The following is a 19106-nucleotide window of genomic DNA, read 5'->3' on the forward strand; positions in this document are numbered from 1 at the left end:
CTACACCTGCCTGCGCAGCCGCAGACCGCTCGGGGTCATCGAGAAACCGGCTTCGAGCAGGACTTCGACGAAAAGGTTGCCGTGCACGGTCTCTCCATTGATCTTGTCGATCACCAAGCTGTCGACCCTGCGGTCGCGCACCAGCCCGGCCAGCGCGAGCGCCGCCGCCCGGCGCAGGCCGATGTCCTCGGTGAAGCTGAGCAGCGTCTTGCCGCCGCGCTCCGAGTAGAGCACCAGTTCGCCGCCGACCAGAACTACCACGGCGCCCGCTTTGCGGCCCGGTCGATGACCGCCTTCGGCGTCACCCTTCGGCCACGGCAGGGCGGCGCCGTAGGGGTTGGCGGGGTCGCACGCCGCGAGCGCGAGCGCGACGCCCGCTCTGGTGTTGTCACGGTCGGTGTCGAACGAACGCAGGCGATCGACGGTGTCGGTGGTGGAGAACTGGGCGCCGCCGAGCGTGTCGACGAAATAGCCGCGCCTGCATCGGCCGCGATCCTCGAACTCGGTGAGCACCCGGTACATCAGCTGGAAACCGCCGGATATCCCTTCGTTCTGCACCGAACCGCGCGTCAGCACGCCGTAGCGTTCGACGAGCTGATCGGCGGTGGCGTGGGCGCGAACAGTATTGTCCTGCACGCGTTCGGGCAGGATCGACCAGCGGCCGGCCAGCATCGGCGGGCCGGACCGGGTCGGCATCGACGGTCGCGGCAGGTACGCGCGGCCGCGGGGGGCGCGGCGCGGGGTGCGGTGCGCGGTGGTGGCGCGGGCGGTGCCGGACAGCAGGGCGCGCACGGGGGCGAAGGTGTCACCGGAGACGTATCCGGCCCAGACCAGCTGCCACAGTGCGTCGCCGGCGGCCTTGTCGTCGAGCAGACCCGCGGCATCGGAGAGCTGCCGGAAGAAATAGGCACCGCCCCCGCTCAATGTGGCAGGCAATCGCGGTAGGTCAGGAGCGTGTCCCGCTATCGGGTTGCCGGAATCGCTGGGCGCGTAGTCCTTCGGATCGGGCCGCCGACTGGTGGAAGGGGGTCGTCGAGCCGACTCACTGCTTGCCGGCGCGGTCGCCGAGTTGGTGCCTTGGCTGGTCGCCGCCGCGGCGGGATCGGGTGTGTCGAGGTCGACAACCTCGCGTTCGCCGGTTCGCGAGAGCCCGCTTGCTTGCGTCGTCGCCGGATCTGCGGAGAATTTTCGGCTCCGGGCGGCCTTCGGACTGGTGGCGGGTGTGTCCGAGTCGACCACTGAACCCCGGGCGGTGTCGGGTGGGGGCCATGGCTCCAGGTTCGCGCCGAGAGCGGCCAGTAGCCCGAGCTGGATGTCGGTGGGGTCGATCTCGTCGGCGGGAGGCAGGGTGAACGGTGCCTGGTCGGCCAGGTGCAGGGCGATCCAGCCGTCGCGGGCGGTGATGGCGCCGTGGCCCGACCACACCACCTCGCCGGTCGCCATCAGCTCGTCCAGCATGGCGGGGGAGTAGTCGCTGACTCGTGTCGGCAGGATCAGCGACTCCCATGCCGAGGCCGGAATCGGCACGCCCGCAAGCTGTTCCACCACGGTTGCGACGCCGTCGACGCCGCGCAGCTCGCCGGAACCGACGTGTTGCCAGGCGGGCAGGAAGCGTGCGAAGGCCGCGGTGGAGACCGGCTCGACCTCGTGCCGGGCGGCAGCCAGCGACCGGCGGCGCAACCTGCGCAGGACCTGGGTATCGCACCACTCGCCGCCGGCGGCACCCGGCGTGAACTCGCCCTCCACGACCCGTTTCTCGGCGAGCAGACGGTGTAGCGAGGTCGCGGCCACGGCAGTACCCAGGCCGAAGCGGGCAGCGACCGCCGCCGTGGTGAACGGCGCGTGCGTGCGCGCGTAGCGGCCGACGAGGTCGCCCAGCGGATCGGGCACCGGTTCGATGAACGCCGCGGGCACCCCTATCGGCAGCGGAACTCCGAGCGCGTCCCTGAGGCGAGCGGCGTCTTCGACTGCCACCCACCAGGTCCGTCCCGCGAACGAAACCTCCAGCGCCCGGCGCGAATCCCGCAGCTCCGCGAACCAGGCAGGCGCGTCGGAATCGGCGAGCAGGTCGCCCTCGCCCCGATCGAAGCCGTCATCGTCGGCCGTGCCGTCGCGAGATTCGTCGTCGGACCGGGTTCCGTTGTCCGGGCGCACGCTGACAGGTGCCGCGTGATCCGCAAGTCCAGTGCACCCAGTGCGTGGTGCGATACCAGACCGCTCGGCTCCGAGAGCGTCTCCGCTGGGTCCAGCACCGAGTTGGCCGGACTCCGAGGCGCGTTCGTGCGTGCGATATTCGTCCGGTGCGCGGCTTTCCATCGCCTCGGCATAGCGGGCAGCCGACTGGGTGCCGAGGCGGGGGACGCAGCGCGCCGCGGCTTCGGTGGGGGTGAGGGGGCCGAGGAGGCGCAGGAGGTCGGCCAAACCTTCGGGATCGCGGGCTCGGCGTTCGGGGGTGAGGCGCTGGAGTTCTTGTTCGGTCAGGGCGATGACGGCGGGGTCGAGCAGTTCGCGGAGTTCGACGCGGCCGAGGAGTTCGGCGAGCAGGCTGGAGTCAAGGGCCAGTGCGGCGGCCCGGCGTTCGGCCAGTGGGCTGTCGCCGTCGTAGAGGAATTGGCCGATGTAGGAGAACAACAGGGCGCCCGCGAAGGGCGACGGGCTCGCGGTCTCGACGTCGATCAGGCGGATCTCGCGCCGGGCGACCTTGGTGAGCAGGTCGCGCAGGGCGGGCAGGTCGTATACGTCGCGCAGGCATTCGCGGACGGTTTCCAGCAGGATCGGGAACTGCGGGAATTTGCGTGCCACGTCCAGCAATTGGGCCGAGCGCTGCCGCTGCTGCCACAGTGGTGCGCGCTTGCCGGGATCACGGCGCGGCAGCAGGAGCGCCCTGGCGGCGCATTCGCGGAATCGGGACGCGAAAAGGGCGGAGCCGCCGACCTGTTCGGTGACGATGTCGTCGATCTCGTCGGGCTCGAAGGCGAACAGTTCGGCGCCGGGCGGCTGATCGGTGGTGTCGGGCAGGCGCACCACGATGCCGTCGTCGGAAGCGGTCGGGGCGGCGTCGATGCCGAACTGTTCCTGCAGCCGCGCGCCCACCGCCAGCGCCCACGGTGCATGGACCGGGGTGCCGTAGGGCGAGTGCAGGACCAGCCGCCAATCACCGAGTTCGTCGCGGAACCGTTCCACGACCAGCGTCCGGTCGGTGGGCAATTGACCTGTGGCACTGCGCTGTTCCTCGAGCAGACCGACAAGATTCGCTGTCGCGTTCTGATCGAGCCCGGCTGTCCGCACCAACTGTTCGAGCCGTGCCGCGGGCTTGCTCTGCTCGACCGGCGACGGATTCGGCGCCGCAGCTTTTCCGCGACCGCCGGTCGGCGCATCGGCGGGCCTGGTGCGGTTGCTCGACGCTCTCGTACGGCCGATCTTCTTCGCGCTCGGTTCCACCCCGGCTACCGGGAGGCCGGAAACTTCCGACACGGCCTCGACCAGCGACACCGGGTCCGAAACCGCCGATGCAGCGACGACCGCGGTCGGCCCTGCGCCCATTTTCGCCACGATCCGGCTCAGCTCATCGGCAGGCACTCGACCCGCCGTCCGCACGAATTCGCCCAGCGCAGAACCTAATTCGGCCGGGCGTCCCAACCCGTCGCCATGCCAGAACGGCAACCTGCCCGGCAGCCCGAACGCAGGCGAGACCAGCACCCGATCGAAGGTGATCTCCTCGATCCGCCAGCTGGTCGCACCGAGCGCGAACACATCACCCACGCGCGATTCGTAGACCATCTCCTCATCGAGTTCACCTACCCGAGAAGCCTTTTCACCCACCATGAACACCGCGAACATCCCACGATCGGGAATCGCGCCACCGGAGGTCACCGCCAGCCGCTGCGCGCCGGGACGGCCGGTGATGGTGCCGGCATCGCGGTCCCACACCACGCGCGGGCGTAGTTCGGCGAACTCGTCGGACGGATAGCGCCCGGCCAGCAGGTCGAGCACCGATTCGTAGGCCGAGCGGGGCAGGTTCGCATAGCTGCCGGTGGAGCGGACGATATCGAACCAGCTGTCGACGTCGATCGGTTCGAGCGCGCAGGCCGCCACCGTCTGCTGGGCGAGGATGTCGAGCGGGTGCGCGGGGATCTGGAGCTGCTCGATCTCACCCGCGAGCATGCGCTGGGCGGCGACGGCGCAGTGGATCACGTCGGTGCGGTGCTTGGGAAACAGCACGCCACGCGAGATCTCACCGACCTGGTGCCCGGCGCGGCCGACTCGCTGCAAGCCACTGGCCACCGACGGCGGCGCCTCCACCTGCACCACCAGGTCCACCGCGCCCATATCGATGCCGAGTTCGAGACTGCTGGTGGCCACCACGCAACGCAGGCGACCGGTCTTGAGGTCGTCCTCGATGATGGCGCGCTGTTCCTTGCTGACCGACCCGTGATGCGCGCGCGCCAACAGGTGGTCGGCTCCGTGGATCACCTCGGTGGACGGTCCGAGCTGGGCGGGTGGCTTGTGCTCGGTCTCCACCGGCTCGCCGAGCCGGGCGGCGTAGGTCTCGTTGAGTCGCGCGGTGAGCCGCTCGGAGAGCCGCCGCGAGTTGGCGAACACGATCGAGGACCGATGCTCGAGCACGAGGTCGACGATGGCCTCGTCGACATGCGGCCAGATGGACCCCGGCTGATCGGAGTCGCCTCCTGGATCGGTCATATCGGCCACCGGCACCCGCACCGACAGGTCGAAGGTCTTCGGCGCGGGCGGGCGCACAATGGTGATCGGCGCGTTCCCGACCAGGAACCGCCCGACCTCCTCCGGCGGGCGGACCGTCGCCGACAACCCGATCCGTTGCGCGGGCTTGTCGGTGAGCTGGTCCAGCCGGGCCAGCGACAGCGCCAGGTGCGCACCGCGCTTTGACCCGGCGATGGCGTGCACTTCGTCGACGATCACAGTGTTGACCTGGGCAAGCGTCTCGCGGGCCGCCGAGGTCAACAGCAAGAACAGCGACTCGGGAGTGGTGATGAGGATGTCGGGCGGCGTGCGCAGCATCGCCCGCCGCTGGGCGGGTGGAGTGTCACCGGAGCGCACCCCCACCGAGATATCCGGCGGGTCGAGTCCCAACCGTTTCGCCGTCTGCGTCACTCCGACCAGCGGTGCCCGCAGATTGCGCTCCACGTCCACAGCCAGTGCCTTCAACGGCGACACGTAGAGCACCGACGTGCCACGGGGCGCCCCCGGCTCTGGTGGCTCCCGCTGAGCCAGCTGATCGATCGCCCACAAGAACGCCGACAAGGTCTTTCCCGAACCCGTCGGCGCGATCACCAGGGTGTTCTCCCCGGCGGCGATCGCGTCCCACGCGCCGAGCTGGGCCGATGTCGCCCCGGGGAAGGCGCCGTCGAACCACTGTGCCGTCGCGGGGGAGAACCGATCCATAGCACCAAGTGTGCACCGACCCTCCGACAACTTCGCCGGCATCGTGTACCCCGACCTGCGTGAACATGCTGATGACCGGGGCGGCGTGTAGCCCGGGTTGTGGCGTGGATCGCACTCGTCGCTACCCTCGACTCTCGTGCAAACGGTGCTGAGAGTCGACCTTGTCGGCCATGGCCTTACCGAGGCGGTACGTAAGGCGCGTTTTCCTGTCGATGAACCCCTGGACAAGTCGGGGCTGGCCGCTGTGCGTGCCTGTGTGCCCCTCGATGAGGCGCTGGTGCGGACAGGACCGGAGCGGCGGGCTCGCGCGACGGCGGAGGAATTGGGCCTCGTCGGTGAACAGGACATGCGATTACGGGATCTCGACGCCGGGTCGTGGCGGGGCAGTGAGATGGGCAAACTCGCTCAGGATCAGCTGTTCGCCTGGCTGACCGATCCCGAATTCCGTGGGCACGGTGGGGAATCGATCACCGATCTGGTCGATCGGGTGCGGTTCTGGCTGGCCGAGATCGCGTCGTCGGGGCGCGACACCGTGGCGGTGACGCATCCGGCCGTGGTGCGGGCGGCGCTGCTCGTGGTGCTCGACGCACCGGCGAAGTCGTTCTGGCGCATGGATGTTCCGCCCGCGAGCGTCACCCGGCTGCACTATCGGGGGAACTGGACCCTGCGGCTCGGCAACGGATAGCGAAGAAGGCCCCGGAGTGAAAACTCCGGGGCCTTCTTCGTAGTAGCGGGAACAGGATTTGAACCTGCGACCTCTGGGTTATGAGCCCAGCGAGCTACCGAGCTGCTCCATCCCGCGTTGCAAATACCACTTTACACGGGGTGGGGCGGAAGGCGAAATCGCCTGGTGGGCGCAGCGTTCCTCAGCCGCGCATGGCCGGAGCGAAGGCGGAGGTACGCCTGCCTGATCAGCCGAAATGGATCCCCTGCGCGAGCGGGAGTTCGGTGGAGTAGTTGACGGTGTTGGTGGCCCGGCGCATGTAGGCCTTCCACGAGTCCGAGCCCGACTCCCGGCCGCCGCCGGTGTTCTTCTCCCCACCGAACGCCCCGCCGATCTCCGCGCCCGATGTCCCGATGTTGACATTGGCGATGCCGCAGTCGGAGCCGGCCAGGAACTGTTCGGCCTCGCGCTGGTCGAGGGTGAAGATCGACGAGGAAAGTCCCTGGGTCACACCGTTGTTGAGGGCGATGGCCTGGTCGAGTTCGTCGTAGGTCAGCACGTACAGGATCGGTGCGAAGGTCTCCTCGCGCACGAGTTCGGTCTGCGCGGGCATGCGAACAAGGGCGGGTCGCACGTAGTAGGCGTCGGGTCCGAGCGTCTCGACTCGCTCACCGCCACAGATGATGTCGCCGCCTTCGGCCACCGCGCCGACCAGTGCCTGCTGCATCGCCGCGAAGGCGCGCTCGTTGATCAGCGGCCCCACCAGCACCCCGTCGTCGAGCGGATTGCCGACGGGCAGTTGGCTGTACGCCGCGGCGAGCCGGTCGACCAGCTGGTCGGCGATCGAACGATGCACGATCAGCCGCCGCAGGCTCGTACACCGCTGCCCCGCGGTCCCCGCCGCCGAGAAGACGATGCCGCGCACCGCCAGTTCCAGATCAGCGCTCGACGCCACGATCGCGGCATTGTTGCCACCCAGCTCGAGTAGGCACCGCCCGAATCGCCCGGCCACCCGCGGGGCAACGGTGGCGCCCATCCGCACCGAACCGGTCGCGCTCACCAGGGCGACCCGGTGATCGTCGACCAGGGCGGAGCCGACGGCGGCATCGCCTTGAATCAGTTGGTGCACTGCGGGATCCGCCCCCACATCGACGGCCGCACGGCGCAGCAGCGTGTGACACGCCAACGCCGTCAACGGCGTGGTCTCCGACGGCTTCCACACCACCGTGTCGCCGCACACCAGCGCGATCGCGGTATTCCAAGCCCACACCGCGACAGGGAAATTGAATGCCGAGATCACTCCGACGACACCGAGCGGATGCCACGTCTCCATGAGCCGGTGGCCGGGGCGCTCGGAAGGCATTGTGGCGCCGTAGAGCTGGCGCGACAGCCCGATCGCGAACTCGCAGACGTCGATCATCTCCTGCACTTCGCCCAGCGCCTCGGGGCCGATCTTGCCCGCTTCCAGGGTCACCAGCTCGGCCAGTTCGTCCTGATGGGTTACCAGCAACTGGGACAGCCTGCGCACCAGCGCCGCTCGCACCGGCGCGGGGACGGTGCGCCATGCCTGGAACGCGGTGGCGGCGCGGCCGATCGCGGCATCGACTTGCGCGGGTGTGCCTGCGGTCAGTGGCAGCAGGACACCGCCGGAGATCGGCGTGCGCGCGAGCAGCGGGCCGGGTTCCGGTACAGCGGCGCCGAGGCCGTGCAGTAGCGCCCTGGCTCGCAGCGAGAGCTGCTCGGAGAAGTTCACGGTCTGCGTCATCGGTACTCTGCTCACCTTCTGCTGTTCGGTTCGGCTCACGGAAAAGTTCGGGAGAATTCGGTGGGGAACGGAAAGAAGTTTCCCCCGCGCGAGCCCCACGCTGCGTTAGCCTTCGCTGATGGCGGACACACCGGCTCGACCCCAGCTCGACGATATCGATCGGCTATTGATCAAAGAACTGATGGCAGACGGTCGCGCCACATTGTCGAATCTTGCGGAGAAGGCCAGCCTTTCGGTCTCCGCGGTGCAATCGCGGGTGCGCAGGCTCGAAGCGCGCGGGGTGATCCGCGGGTACGCGGCGCAGGTGGACCCCGAAGCGCTCGGGCACTTGTTGTCGGCGTTCGTCGCGATCACTCCTCTCGATCCGTCCCAGCCCGATGACGCACCCGCCCTGTTGCAGCACATCCCCGGCATCGAGGCGTGTCACTCGGTGGCGGGCGAGGAGAGCTACGTCCTGCTGGTGCGGGTGGCCTCGCCGCGGCATCTGGAACATCTGCTGCAGGAGATCAGGGCCACGGCCAACGTGCACACCCGCAGCACGATCATCCTGCAGACATTCTATGACAGGTAGTGATCTTCCGTAATTTGATTCGTGATTCCGTGGAACTTCCGTAAATATTTGCGTATCGTCGGTTTCATGACCATCGAACTGGAGCGCCCTGGCGCGGCGGTCATCCCCGCCGACCGGGTCCACGAAATCCTGTCCTCGCATATCCTCGCGGACGGTTTCGAGCTGGTGCTCGACCTACACGAGTCGCATGGCCGCACGCTTGTCGATGAACGCGACGGCACCAGCTATCTCGACATGTTCGGCTTCTTCGCCTCCAACGCGCTCGGGATGAACCATCCCGCGCTGGCCGGCGACGAGAGCTTCCTCGCCGAACTGACCACCGCCGCACTGAACAAGCCGAGTAACTCCGACATCTACACCGTCGCGATGGCCCGCTTCGTCGAAACCTTCGCCCGCGTTCTCGGCGATCCGCGCCTGCCGCATCTGTTCTTCGTCGACGGTGGTGCGCTCGCGGTGGAGAACGCGCTGAAAGCCGCTTTCGACTGGAAGAGCAGGCACAACCAATTGCACGGCCGCGCACCGGAACTCGGCACCAAGGTGCTGCACCTCACCGGCGCCTTCCACGGTCGCAGCGGCTATACGATGTCGCTCACCAATACCGACCCGATCAAGACCGCGCGATTCCCGAAATTCGATTGGCCGCGAATCGACACACCGCACACCTTCGCCGGGCCCGACATCGCCGCCCTCGAGGCGCGGGCCATCGCCCAGGCCGCACAGGCCTTCGCCGACAACCCGCACGACATCGCCTGCTTCATCGCCGAGCCGATCCAGGGCGAAGGTGGTGACCGCCACCTGCGACCGGAATTCCTCGCCGCCATGCAGCAGTTGGTCCATGCCAACGATGCGCTGTTCATCCTCGACGAGGTGCAGACCGGTGCCGGCATGACCGGAACCACCTGGGCCTACCAGCAATTGGACGTGCGGCCCGATGTGGTGGCTTTCGGGAAGAAGACCCAGGTCTGTGGGATCATGGCAGGCGGGCGGGTCGACGAGGTGGTCGACAATGTCTTCCGGGTGAGCTCCCGGCTCAACTCCACCTGGGGCGGCAACCTCACCGACATGGTCAGAGCTCGGCGCATTCTCGAAGTGCTGGAACGGGATCGGCTGATCGAGGGCGCGGGTCCGCTCGGTGCGTTCCTGCTCGACCGACTCGCTAACCTCGCCGCCGCACACCCGGACCTGGCCTGCGAGGCGCGTGGGCGTGGGCTGATGTGCGCGATCACCCTGGCGACGCCGGAGCTGCGCGATCGGGTGGTGACCGAGCTGCGGGAACGTGAACACGTGCTGCTGCTCGGCACGGGGGAGCGCGGCATCCGGTTCCGTCCGCCGTTGACGGTCACCGAAGACGAGCTGAGTCAGGCCGTCGACGCACTCGACGCGGTGCTCACGCGAGAACATGGGTAACTCATCGGGCACCGGCTGATCCGACCGCCAGGCTCACCGCCGCCCGCGTAGCTGAGCCTCCCCGCGCCTCGATCTGGCTAAGAGTCGCGGAGAGGCGGAACGACAGTCAATCCGAGTGCGCCCGCGACGAAGCGGTGGACCGAGGCGACGCCGGCGGCCAGTGCCTCGTCCTCGCCGGGTCGCGCCCATCCCGTGACGGTCGCGGTGTCGTCGGGGCCCGGCGTCACGCCGATCTCGGCGACCAGCTCGGCCGTCGTCGGAACGCAGACCGCCCAGGAGAAGTGGGATTCATCGGCCCACTGCGCCGACCGGGTGGTCACGTAGCCGGGATCGGTGATGCCGCCGTCGGCCAGCGCGGGTCGATCGTCGATGCGCTCGTCGGCGCGTAGGGCGCGCAGATACCAGGACCCTGCGTTGATCTCGATCGGTTCCACGCCCGCAGCCTAGTGCCGACCGGTGTGGCCGTCGCCGACGGTCCCCGGCGAGCACGCCCGGCAACGGCTCGCCGGATTCAGGCCGTGCGGAGGGTGGCGCCGCCGAGGAGCGAGTGGACAGCGGTGCGGCCGATGTCGAGGGCGCGGGTGAGCAGGTCGGTGTCGCGGGCCGCGCTGTCGATGGCGGGCGAACCGGCGGGTGGATGAACCTGGAGGACCTGCTCGCCGAGACCGTCGAGGTAGCTGTCCTCCATCGCCTGCTGGCCTGGCCGCTTACTCCACGCCCGGAACGCGCCGGGCGCGATGGCACGCATATAGCCGCCGCCGACCACCCGATGCAGCAGGGGAGCGGGCGGGCGCAGTTCATCGGTCCGGCGGGTCCGCAGGACCAAGGCGTGGGTGATGCCCGCGGCCACGGCGGTGCGGATCGGCACGGTTTCGGTGAGCCCGCCGTCGAAGTAGTTGCCGCCCCCGAGGGCGACCGGCGGTCCCGCCAGCAGCGGTAGGCCCGCGGAGGCCCGCAGCGCCGTCATGAGGGTCTGTTTGTCGGTGATGTAGGGCCCGAGGTCCACCGACTGCCCAGTGCGGATATCGGTCGCGATCGGGTGGAAGGTGGTCGGATTGGCCAGAATGGCCGGAAAGTCCATCGGCTCGATGCCGTCGTACACCCGATGCACGAGATAGTGCAGATCGAAGACCGGGCGACCGCGGAAGATGCGCACCGGATCGACCACACGGCGCATGATCGCCGGATCGGTCCACGATCGCATCCCCGTCGCCGCGCGCCCGCACAGCAGCCACGCACCATTGATCGCCCCGGCCGACGTGCCGTAGACGGCGTCGAACACCTTCGACAGACCCAGCTCCTCGAGCGCCTGCACCATGCCGCTGGAGTACACACCGCGGCTGCCACCGCCCTCGATCACCAGTGCGAGGCGATGACCGTCGGCGCGATGACCGGCTGCCCGCCTGCCCTGGATCACTTCGGCCACCGTTGCCGAACCCGGCGTCGAGAGCGGGTCCAGATCGGTGTGCGCAGTGCTGGTCACCCGATCCACGATACGACAGAACACGGGCACCCATCCTGCGCGGACAGGTGATTGTCGTCCGCCGTTCACCCCGGCGAACGACAACGGGCGCCGGTCCGCGAAGACCAGCGCCCGTTGGTGAGTTCTCCTACTTGATCTCCGCCAGGACGGTGCCCTGGGTGATCGCCGCACCCGCCGCGACGGCCAGCCCGGTGACGACACCGGCCTTGTGCGCGTTCACCGGGTTCTCCATCTTCATGGCCTCGAGCACCACGATCAGGTCGCCGACCTCGACGGTCTGGCCCTCTTCGACCGCGACCTTCACGACAGTGCCCTGCATCGGCGCGGTCACCGCGTCACCCGACGCGGCACCGGCACCGGCGCCACCACGCTTGCGCGCCTTCGGCTTCTTGCGGACCACACCGTTACCGGCCGAACCGGCCGCACCGCCACCGAGGGTGAACTGACCGGGCAGCGACACCTCGACGCGACGTCCACCGACCTCGACGACAACCTTCTGCCGGGGCAGATCGTCGTCGTCATCGTCGGCCGCGCCACCGGCGGTGTACGGCTCGACGGTGTTCTTCCACTCGTTCTCGATCCACTTGGTGTAGACCTCGAACGTCTGGCCGTCACCGATGAACGCCGGATCCTCGATGACCGCGCGGTGGAACGGGATCACCGTCGCCAGGCCCTCGACCTCGAACTCGGCCAGCGCGCGACGGGCACGCTGCAGCGCCTGCTCGCGGTTCTCGCCGGTGACGATCAGCTTGGCCAGCATCGAGTCGAACTGACCGCCGATGACACTGCCCTGGACCACACCGGAGTCGACGCGCACACCGGGGCCCGAGGGCTCGCGGTAGACGTTCACGGGGCCGGGAGCGGGCAGGAAGCCGCGGCCGGCGTCCTCACCGTTGATCCGGAACTCGAACGAGTGCCCACGCGGCGTGGGGTCTTCCTTGATGCTCAGCTCGTCGCCGTTGGCGATCGCGAACTGCTGGCGCACCAGGTCGATGCCCGCGGTCTCCTCGGTGACCGGGTGCTCCACCTGCAGGCGGGTGTTCACCTCGAGGAACGACACGGTCTCGCCCTGCACCAGGTACTCGACGGTGCCTGCGCCGTAGTAGCCCGCCTCGCGGCAGATGCGCTTGGCCGATTCGTGGATGGCGGCGCGCACCTTGTCGGACAGGAACGGCGCCGGCGCCTCCTCGACGAGCTTCTGGAACCGGCGCTGCAGCGAGCAGTCGCGGGTACCGGCGACGACCACGTTGCCGTGCTGGTCGGCGATGACCTGGGCTTCGACGTGGCGGGCCTTGTCGAGGTACTGCTCGACGAAGCACTCGCCGCGACCGAAGGCGGCGATGGCCTCACGGGTCGCCGACTCGAACAGCTCGGGGATCTCCTCGATGGTGTGGGCGACCTTCATGCCGCGGCCACCACCACCGAAAGCGGCCTTGATGGCCACCGGGACGCCGTATTCCTTGGCGAACGCGACGACCTCGTCGGCGTTCTTGACCGGGTCCTTGGTGCCCGCGGCCATCGGCGCCTTCGCCTTCTCGGCGATGTGGCGCGCGGTGACCTTGTCACCCAGGTCGCGGATGGACTGCGGCGACGGGCCGATCCAGATCAGCCCGGCGTCGATGACGGCCTGGGCGAAGTCGGCGTTCTCGGAGAGGAAACCGTAGCCGGGGTGGATCGCGTCGGCGCCGGACTTGGCCGCGGCGTCGAGGATCTTGTCGAACACGAGGTACGACTCGGCGGAGGTCTGGCCGCCGAGGGCGAACGCCTCGTCGGCGAGCTTCACGAAGGGAGCGTCGGCATCGGGCTCGGCGTACACCGCGACGCTGGTGATTCCCGCGTCCTTGGCAGCCCGGATCACGCGAACCGCGATCTCGCCGCGGTTAGCTACGAGTACCTTTGTGATCCGTGCGCTGGCATGGCTTGGCACTGAGCCTCCTGTGTGCAATCTCTGGTCGCGTCGGGGAACGGGTCGCCGGTTAGGCCCCGTGCCCGGTATCGACAACTTTCGTCTCGGGCGAGTGTAGGCAGTGTGCCAACACTGCTCGAACTCGGCTAGCCCTACTGCCGAGTAGGTCACAGGTCACATTACGCGGCGTGAACTGATGTGAACATGTTTCACATGATCTGATTCGCGACACCTGGTGCGGTGCCCGTGGCGATCGGCACGCGCACCGAGTTTCCCCATTCGATCCACGAACCATCGTAATTACGCACCGACCTGCGGCCGAGCAGGAAGGTCAGGACGAACCAGGTGTGGCTGGATCGCTCGCCAACGCCGCTGTAGACGACCAGGTCGTCGGCGGGCAGCGCGCCGTAGACCTCGTCGAGGTCGGCGCGCGAGCGGAAGCGGCCGTCGATCGTGGCGGCGTCGGTCCACGGGATGTTCACCGCGGTCGGCACGTGTCCGCCGCGCAGCGTCGAAGACGGCAGGCCGGAGGAGGCAGCCGAGCGTAACCACGCGGGCCCTCGCGTGGACGCCGATGTATCAGCCGCGTTGTCCTGGTCGCTGGGCTCGCCCGAGTACTCCTGCGCCGAGCGCACGTCGACCAGCGGCTTGCCCAGCCTGCCGAGCACCTCCTCGCGGAACGCGCGCGCGGTCGAATCGTCGCGCACGACCTCGGGATAGTCGCTGGGAGTGGGGTGGGGCTGGTCGAAGGTGGTGTCGCGCTCCTCGGAGATCCAGGCGTCGCGGCCGCCGTCGAGCAGACGCACGTCCTCGTGGCCGAACAGCGAGAAGATCCAGGCGGTGTGCGCGGCCTGGGCATTGCCGCGATCGCCGTAGATCACGATGGTGTCCTCGCGCTCGATACCCTTGGCGCGCATCAGCTCGGTGAAGCGCTTGCCGTCGACATAATCGCGGGTCACCGGGTCGCTCAGATCGCCGCGCCAATCGATTTTGACCGCGCCCGGGACATGGCCGATGTCGTAGAGCAGGATGTCATCGTTGGACTCGATGATCCGTAAACCACTCACGCCGATGTTTGCGGACAGCCATTCTGTGGTTACCAATCGATGCGGGACTGCGTAGGAACCGAAGGCGGGGTGCGGATCCGGGGCGACGGGCACGGTGTGGTCCTTCACGCGAGTTGGGTGGGTGCGAGCACTCTGTGGTCGCAACCGATGGTAAGTGTGTGGTGGCACATCACGAATCGACACAATGGGCGAATAAAGCGCACGGATGTCCGATAAAGTCTCTGGAGAGGAGGGGTGAGCTATGTCCGATTCTTGGCCGCGACGGCGACTGCTCGCGATCCTACGTGGCGCCACCGAGCCCCTCGATGCCCAGGAACTGGCCCGCATCACCGGACAGCACGTCACCACCGTCCGGTTCCACCTCGATGTCCTCACCCGTGAATCGCTGGTTCGCCAGTTCCAGCAACCGCCACGCGGTCGCGGACGCCCGCGCATCGGCTATCGCGCGGTGCAGCGCTCGGTGGGATATCAGGAGCTCGCGCAGGTACTTGCCGACCATCTCGGTCCCGATCCGGTCGCCCGATCCGCCGCCGCCGTGGCCGCGGGCCGCGCGTGGGGTGCGCGGATGGATATCGGCGCGTCTCCGGTGGAAACCCTCGCCGACGCCAGGGACATCACCATGTCGCTGATGTCGGAGCTCGGGTTCGCGCCCGAGAAGGAGCCCGCCGGTGAGACGACCGAACACGTCCAGATCAACCTGACCGCCTGCCCGCTGCGTGAACTGGCCCGCTCACACGCCGAGGTGGTGTGCGGTGTGCACATGGGTCTCATGCGGGAGGTGCTCGAGCGCAACGGCGCCCGTGGCCGGGTGGACGTGCAGCTGCATCCCTTCATCGAGCCCGAACTGTGTACGGCCCGGCTCGACCTGACGATGACCGCGTCCGATCGCACCCCGGCCAAGGAGCCGGGGGATCAGCACGTGATCGCGCCGTCAGTCCCGCGGATCCCGCCACAGCTGCGTGACACCGACACCGACGTCTTCGAGCAGTCGGCGCAACAGCGGTAATCCGATCCCGATGACGCTGGACGGGTCGCCCTCGATCCGGTCGACGAACCAGCCACCGAGGCCGTCGAGCGTGAACGCGCCCGCGACCTTCAGCGGTTCACCCGTTGCGATATAGGTATCGAGCTCGTCCGGCGTCGGCTTGGCGAAATGCACCGTGGTACTGCTGCATTCGGCCGACTCGGCGACGATCTCACCCGCGCGGAGCCGCAGCACGCTGTGCCCGGTGATCAGGTCCGCGCTGCGGCCCGCCATCGTGGCCCAGCGCTCGCGCGCCACCTCGGGGGTGTGTGGTTTGCCCTGTAGCTGCCCGTCGACGAGCAACATCGAATCGCAGCCGACGACAACACAGTCGGCGCTGAATTCGGGAATCGACGCGGCGACGTCGACCGCCTTGGCGTGCGCCAGGGCGACGACGACATCGTGCGAGGAGGTGCCGGCGGGCAGTGCCGCCGACACCGCGTCCTCGTCCACGCCCGAGACCCGCACCACGGGGTCGATGCCCGCGGTGCGCAGGATCCCGAGCCGGGCGGGCGATGCGGACGCCAGAACCAGCCGGGTCACCGCAGTACCAGGTTCGGTCGCCTCAGCACCCTCGAAACGCTCAGCACCAGCTCGAGACACTCAGCACCAGCTCGAAATACTCAGCGTAGATGCGACAGCATCGGGTACACGTACGGCGAGAACGGGTTCGTACCCCGATGCATGATCGTCGATACGCCCCATGCGTCGGCCGGTCCATTCGATCCGCCGACGGGCGCGTTGGCCGCCGCCGCGCTCAGGACGGCGGCTAGAACCGCGATGTCCTGATCGGTGGGCGAACCCCTGAGAACGCGGAACAGCGGCTCACCCGCGGCGTCGACGGGGGCTTGCGCCACCGCGTCCACCGTCAGTTCGGCCTCTTCGACGAGTGGTTCGACGGCGAGCTCGAGCTCGGCGACTGTCAACACGTCCTCTTCTGCCACAGTTGTCACAGTGCCAGATCCTTCCTGCACTTACTTCGCTTCACAGTGCGGTTGCCGCGATCATTCCCGGTGTGGCCGCGCTGATCAATAGTTGTCTTCCACAACAAGTGTGCGCGGCCTATCCGGGATATCGCGATTTCACAGCGGAATGTTGCCGTGTTTCTTCGGCGGCAATGTCACCATCTTGCGCTCGAGGAGCCGCAGCGCGGACACGATCTGGCCACGGGTGTGCGAGGGCGGGATGACCGCATCGACGTATCCGCGCTCGGCGGCGACGTACGGGTTCACCAGAGTGTCCTCGTACTCGTTCTGCAGCTCGAGGCGCAGCGCATCGACATCGTCGCCGTTCTTGGCGGCCTCGGCCAGCTGCTTGCGGTAGACGAAGCCGACGGCGCCGGAGGCACCCATCACGGCGATCTGCGCGGTCGGCCACGCCAGGTTCACATCGGCACCCATGTGCTTGGAACCCATGACGTCGTAGGCGCCGCCGTAGGCCTTGCGAGTGATGATCGTGATCTTTCCCACAGTGGCTTCACCGTAGGCATAGAGCAGCTTCGCGCCGCGCCGGATGATGCCGTTGTATTCCTGGCCGGTGCCGGGCAGGAAGCCGGGGACGTCGACCAGGGTGATGATCGGGATGTTGAAGGCGTCGCAGGTGCGCACGAAGCGCGCGGCCTTCTCCGAGGCGTCGATGTCGAGGCAGCCGGCGAACTGGGTGGGCTGGTTGGCGACGATGCCGACGCTGCGGCCGTCCACGCGACCGAAGCCACAGATGATGTTCATCGCGCGCTCGGCCTGGACCTCGAGGAACTCGTCGTCGTCGAGCAGGCGACGGATGACCTCGTGCATGTCGTAGGGCTGGTTCGGCGAGTCCGGGATGATCGTGTCGAGCTCGATGTCCTCGTCGGTCAAGGACTCTTCGATCGCACCGTTGATCGGGTCGGTGGGCGCGTGGCGCGGGGCCTCGGCGCGGTTGTTGCTCGGCAGGTAGCCCAGCAGGTCCTTGACGTAGTCGAGGGCGTCCTGCTCGCCGGAGGCGACGTAGTGGGCGACACCGGACTTCACCATGTGGGTGTGCGCGCCACCCAGGTCCTCCATGGAGACCTCTTCACCGGTGACGGTCTTGATCACGTCGGGACCGGTGACGAACATCTGGGAGGTCTGATCGACCATCACCACGAAGTCGGTGAGCGCGGGGGAGTACACGTGACCACCGGCGGCGGCGCCCATGATCAGCGAGATCTGCGGGATCACGCCGGAGGCCTGCACGTTGCGGTGGAAGATCTCGCCGTAGAGCCCGAGGGAGACGACACCCTCCTGGATCCGCGCGCCCGCGCCTTCGTTGATGCCGACCAGCGGGCGGCCGGTCTTGATGGCCAGGTCCATCACCTTGACGATCTTCTCGCCGTAGACCTCGCCGAGGGAGCCACCGAACACGGTGACGTCCTGGGAGAAGATGCACACGTCGCGGCCGTCGATCGTGCCGTAACCGGTGACGACACCGTCACCGAGCGGGCGGTTGTGCTCGAGGCCGAAATTCACGCTGCGGTGCTTGGCGAGGGCGTCGAGTTCGACGAAGGAGCCTTCGTCGACCAGGGCGAGGATGCGCTCGCGCGCGGTCATCTTGCCCTTGGCGTGCACCTTGTCGACCGCGGACTCACCCATCGGGTGTTGCGCTTCTTCGAGCCGATTCCGCAGATCAGCCAGCTTCCCGGCGGTGGTGTGGATATCGGGGGTGCCCGCCGATTCCGATGCGGGCTGCTGCTGGACACTCGTCATGGGTTGCGAGTGTAACGAGTGACACCGTCACGCACCACGGCAGTCCGGCTTACCGGCCAGTAGAGAAACCCCAGCTAGGCGTACCTCCGCATTCGCTCCGGCCATGCGCGGTCTGAAGATGGGCTGCGCCCAGCAGCGCCTTTGCTGCGGACCTCCGCTTTCGCTCCGGTCAGGCGCGGTCTGCGGATGGGCTGCGCCCACAGCGCCGCTTCGGTGCCGTCGTGATCGTTCACTGTCGGCTCCCGGTAGCGTGCCCGGAATGAACAGGGCACCGATCGACGCGCCGCGTCTGAGCAGCTCACCCGCGCTGTCGTTCTACGAGCGGATCGATGTGGTCGAGTCGACCGGATCGACCAATGCCGATCTGGTCGCCCGCGCCACCGACCCGTCCGCCGACCGCCAGGCCCTGCTCGCCGAGGAACAGGTGAGCGGTCGCGGCAGACATGCCCGCGCCTGGGTGAGTCCGCCGCTGGCCCAGATCTCGCTGTCGATCCTGGTGCGCCTGCCGGGCATCGACCCCGCCGCACTCGGCTGGCTGCCGTTGCTCACCGGTATCGCGGTGGTCGACGCGCTGCGCGGCACGGCCGGGGTCGCGCCGGAATTGAAGTGGCCCAACGACGTCCTGCTCGACGGCCGCAAGCTCGCGGGCATTCTCGCCGAGGTCGCCGCGACCGGGATCTCGCCGGCCGTGGTGGTCGGCATCGGCATGAATGTCGACCTCGACGAGTCGGAACTGCCTGTCGCGCATGCGACTTCGCTGGCATTGGCCGGTGCGCGCAATGTCGACCGCACCGCGCTGGCCACGGCGATCCTGACCGAGTTCGCGCGCCGCTTCACCGCGTGGGAGCGGTCGGGCTGGAGTACCGCCGATCTGGTGGCCGAATACCGCGAGCGGTGCGCCACCATCGGTATCGACGTGCGCGCCGAACTGCCCGGCGGGACGGTGCTCACCGGGGTGGCGACCGGCGTCGACGACACCGGCCGGCTGCTCATCGGCGAACGGGCTGTCTCCGCGGGTGATGTGTCGCACCTGCGCGGACAGTACTGACGACGGGCCCGAGCCGGGCCCGTCGCC

Annotated in this window: 14 protein-coding genes and 1 tRNA gene; 5 read left to right on the forward strand and 10 right to left on the reverse strand. The window is 68.2% G+C overall.

Annotated features, from left to right (window positions below):
• Complete coding sequence (locus ACTWPB_RS05145) at window positions 1–5421, reverse strand: Lhr family ATP-dependent helicase (RefSeq protein WP_446224552.1); 5421 nt, start codon at window positions 5419–5421, stop codon at window positions 1–3.
• Window positions 5422–5557: 136 nt separating this feature from the next.
• Here ACTWPB_RS05145 and ACTWPB_RS05150 point away from each other — a divergent pair, with 136 nt between their 5' ends.
• Window positions 5558–6106, forward strand: a complete 549-nt coding sequence (locus ACTWPB_RS05150) for a histidine phosphatase family protein (protein WP_446224553.1) — start codon at window positions 5558–5560, stop codon at window positions 6104–6106.
• A gap of 43 nt (window positions 6107–6149) precedes the next feature.
• On the opposite strand, the gene ACTWPB_RS05155 is transcribed toward ACTWPB_RS05150, so the two are convergent.
• Both ACTWPB_RS05155 and amaB read right to left on the reverse strand, forming a co-directional pair.
• Window positions 6150–6223, reverse strand: a tRNA-Met gene (locus ACTWPB_RS05155).
• Window positions 6224–6332: 109 nt separating this feature from the next.
• Entirely contained in the window at window positions 6333–7850 is a 1518-nt protein-coding gene (amaB, locus tag ACTWPB_RS05160) for an L-piperidine-6-carboxylate dehydrogenase (protein ID WP_446224554.1), read from the reverse strand.
• Between the two features lie 118 nt (window positions 7851–7968).
• Here amaB and ACTWPB_RS05165 point away from each other — a divergent pair, with 118 nt between their 5' ends.
• A complete protein-coding gene (locus tag ACTWPB_RS05165; RefSeq protein WP_428393377.1) occupies window positions 7969–8421 on the forward strand; it encodes an Lrp/AsnC family transcriptional regulator in 453 nt (150 codons plus the stop codon).
• A 66-nt stretch (window positions 8422–8487) separates the two neighbouring features.
• Complete coding sequence (gene lat, locus ACTWPB_RS05170) at window positions 8488–9828, forward strand: L-lysine 6-transaminase (RefSeq protein ID WP_446224555.1); 1341 nt, start codon at window positions 8488–8490, stop codon at window positions 9826–9828.
• Window positions 9829–9905: 77 nt separating this feature from the next.
• Here the strand turns inward: lat and ACTWPB_RS05175 are convergent, their stop codons facing one another.
• From ACTWPB_RS05175 to ACTWPB_RS05190, 4 genes are all read right to left on the reverse strand, one after another.
• Window positions 9906–10262, reverse strand: a complete 357-nt coding sequence (locus tag ACTWPB_RS05175; RefSeq protein ID WP_446224556.1) for a hypothetical protein — start codon at window positions 10260–10262, stop codon at window positions 9906–9908.
• A 77-nt stretch (window positions 10263–10339) separates the two neighbouring features.
• Window positions 10340–11311, reverse strand: a complete 972-nt coding sequence (locus tag ACTWPB_RS05180) for a patatin-like phospholipase family protein (RefSeq protein ID WP_446224557.1) — start codon at window positions 11309–11311, stop codon at window positions 10340–10342.
• A gap of 127 nt (window positions 11312–11438) precedes the next feature.
• Window positions 11439–13238, reverse strand: coding sequence for an acetyl/propionyl/methylcrotonyl-CoA carboxylase subunit alpha (locus ACTWPB_RS05185; protein WP_446224558.1), 1800 nt, complete (start codon window positions 13236–13238; stop codon window positions 11439–11441).
• A 188-nt stretch (window positions 13239–13426) separates the two neighbouring features.
• Window positions 13427–14377, reverse strand: a complete 951-nt coding sequence (locus tag ACTWPB_RS05190) for a sulfurtransferase (protein WP_446226240.1) — start codon at window positions 14375–14377, stop codon at window positions 13427–13429.
• A 148-nt stretch (window positions 14378–14525) separates the two neighbouring features.
• Here ACTWPB_RS05190 and ACTWPB_RS05195 point away from each other — a divergent pair, with 148 nt between their 5' ends.
• Window positions 14526–15290 carry a helix-turn-helix transcriptional regulator gene (locus tag ACTWPB_RS05195; RefSeq protein ID WP_446224559.1) on the forward strand — a complete coding sequence of 255 codons (765 nt, stop codon included), beginning with the start codon at window positions 14526–14528 and terminating at the stop codon, window positions 15288–15290.
• Here ACTWPB_RS05195 and ACTWPB_RS05200 read toward each other — a convergent pair.
• The 3 genes from ACTWPB_RS05200 to ACTWPB_RS05210 all read right to left on the reverse strand — a co-directional run bounded on the left by ACTWPB_RS05200 (window position 15216) and on the right by ACTWPB_RS05210 (window position 18031).
• Window positions 15216–15851: a Maf family protein gene (locus tag ACTWPB_RS05200; RefSeq protein ID WP_446224560.1), complete on the reverse strand. Its 636-nt coding sequence runs from the start codon at window positions 15849–15851 to the stop codon at window positions 15216–15218. The two genes, ACTWPB_RS05195 and ACTWPB_RS05200, sit on opposite strands and share 75 nt — an antisense overlap.
• Window positions 15852–15931: 80 nt before the next feature.
• Window positions 15932–16261 (reverse strand): acyl-CoA carboxylase epsilon subunit, encoded by a 330-nt coding sequence (locus ACTWPB_RS05205; protein ID WP_446224561.1) that lies wholly within the window; start codon window positions 16259–16261, stop codon window positions 15932–15934.
• A 129-nt stretch (window positions 16262–16390) separates the two neighbouring features.
• Window positions 16391–18031, reverse strand: coding sequence for an acyl-CoA carboxylase subunit beta (locus ACTWPB_RS05210; protein ID WP_446224562.1), 1641 nt, complete (start codon window positions 18029–18031; stop codon window positions 16391–16393).
• A gap of 259 nt (window positions 18032–18290) precedes the next feature.
• On the opposite strand from ACTWPB_RS05210, the gene ACTWPB_RS05215 reads away from it, so the two are divergent.
• Window positions 18291–19079: a biotin--[acetyl-CoA-carboxylase] ligase gene (locus ACTWPB_RS05215; RefSeq protein WP_446224563.1), complete on the forward strand. Its 789-nt coding sequence runs from the start codon at window positions 18291–18293 to the stop codon at window positions 19077–19079.
• Window positions 19080–19106: the final 27 nt, after the last annotated feature.

The sequence above is a fragment of the Nocardia sp. IBHARD005 genome (assembly GCF_052814245.1).